General features: G+C 30.3%; 1 protein-coding gene and 2 pseudogenes. 1 reads left to right on the forward strand and 2 read right to left on the reverse strand.

The window, feature by feature from the left end:
- Positions 1-233: 233 nt before the first annotated feature.
- A pseudogene (locus tag P8K68_RS07190) lies at positions 234-944 on the forward strand (patatin-like phospholipase family protein); the annotation flags it as partial.
- Here the strand turns inward: P8K68_RS07190 and P8K68_RS14910 are convergent.
- Together P8K68_RS14910 and P8K68_RS14915 are read right to left on the reverse strand one after the other, a co-directional pair.
- Positions 848-1,360, reverse strand: a complete 513-nt coding sequence (locus P8K68_RS14910; RefSeq protein WP_366143734.1) for a phage integrase SAM-like domain-containing protein — start codon at positions 1,358-1,360, stop codon at positions 848-850. The pseudogene P8K68_RS07190 and the gene P8K68_RS14910 sit on opposite strands and share 97 nt — an antisense overlap.
- Positions 1,285-1,533, reverse strand: a pseudogene (locus tag P8K68_RS14915) (hypothetical protein); the annotation flags it as partial. The gene P8K68_RS14910 and the pseudogene P8K68_RS14915, both read right to left, overlap by 76 nt.
- Positions 1,534-1,835: the final 302 nt, after the last annotated feature.

The raw sequence follows: 1,835 nt of genomic DNA on the forward strand, positions 1-1,835 counted from the left end.
TTATCACGATGTGCTTTAAAGTGAGCGATACAAGAAGCTTCACTATCAAAATTTGCTGTAAAACTGAAGATATTCATATGGTGGAATTTTTAGCTAATTTATGAATAAATTTTTAATTGTGATGTATTACGGATATTCAAATTAAAAATTATGAAAAATGGAAAAAAATAGGCCTGAGCTTATCAGGCGGGGCTATAGAGATACGGTTTATCATTTAGGCACATTTAAGGAAGCTCAAAGAACTAGGTCTTTTGAAACATGTTGATGTTATGTCAATAAACTCTGGTGGTTCAATTACTGGTGCGCTTTATGGGTTATATGGGCAAGATTTTGACAAGTTTGAAAATGTTCTGCTAAAAGGTGTTAAGAAGAGTGTGATTAAACGTATTCTGTTGTCACGTTTTTCTCTAATTCCAGCGTTTGTACTTTTTCTACTTTTTTCGAGTATGGTTGGTTTACTTTTTACTAGTGTTTCTTGGATAGTTTTGAATATGTTAGTAGCAATTATAGTAATCATTTTATTTTTTCAATTTGATTTGTTTCCTTTTAGTAAAATAATTGAACAAGCTTATGATAAGTACTTTTTTAAGGGTAAAACGTTGTCGAGTTTTAAAGACGAAGTTATACTAGCAATTAATGCAACTAATGCTGAGACAGGTACGCTCTTTATATTTTCTAAGAAAAAAATGAGTGATTCTTCTTATCGCTATCCAAAGGATGGAGGCATCCCAATTTTTTTCAATCACAAAAACTTCCCAATAGCTAAAGCAGTAGCGGCTTCAACGTGTGTTCCCTTTATTTTTACACCAGTTAAAATATTCAAAGACTATTTTAATAATAATGAAGATTATAAAAGAGTAAAACCTAGATTAGTAGATGGCGGAGTTTCAAGTTCATCTTTGGTTAGAAATATAGCGTCTCTTATAACAAGTTTTTCATTATAAACTAAAAATGGATTGTTCTTAATTAGATTTCTTTTAATACCATATTTACATATGGTTTTGAAACATTGGAAATATTTAACGACTGAATTATGGCTAATACCAACTTGACTATTAAACATAGATTCATATTTCAGATATGATTCGAGGTTATACACAAATTGATTGTCAATGTCAGTAATTTGGATTGATGTTTTTCCATATTTTACCTTAATGTAATTAGTTAATAAATCTTTCGCTCTATTATATTTTTGCAGAGATGCTTTGCTTCGTTCTCCAGCCTCAAATTTTCTTCTGAAAGAATCGTTGTGTTTTTGGAATAGCTTAAGAATGTTTATTTCACTTATTCCAATTGTTTTACCATTGAATTTATTCCTGCTGTGTTTGGGTCGCTCTTCGATAGTTCTAAATAAGTAGATTCAATTTTTGTTTCTAGTAAGTCTATGATTGATTTACTTATCTTATCGGTATTTAAACGGAGCGTGTTCTTTAGCTTGTTAGTCGATTTCCAGCGTTCTTTATTGATAAATTTACCAGTTCTTAGAGTTGTTGTTTTGCCTTGCAGTGCAATTTCGGCAAAAATAGGTAACTCTCCTTCGTTGTTTTACTTGTCTGTTTTTAGATAGAAAAATGTTTTAATCATAACATTACGTTTTTAGTTTTTTGTAAAATTATCAGTAATATATGAGGTTAGCGAGGGATTCCCAAGGATTCCCTAAATGATTTAGTTACCCTGTTTTTCTGAATTTCAAAGGTAACCTATAGGGTAACCTAACTTTGATATATAATCGTATTTTGAATATATACCAAAAACAAAAAACCCTCTAAACGTAATGTTTAAAGGGTTTTGACTTTTAAAGTTTTTTTTGACAACTTTATCAGCGGAGAAAGAGG

The sequence above is a fragment of the Algibacter sp. genome, from assembly GCF_029245835.1.
Classification (GTDB): Bacteria; Bacteroidota; Bacteroidia; order Flavobacteriales; family Flavobacteriaceae; genus Algibacter_B.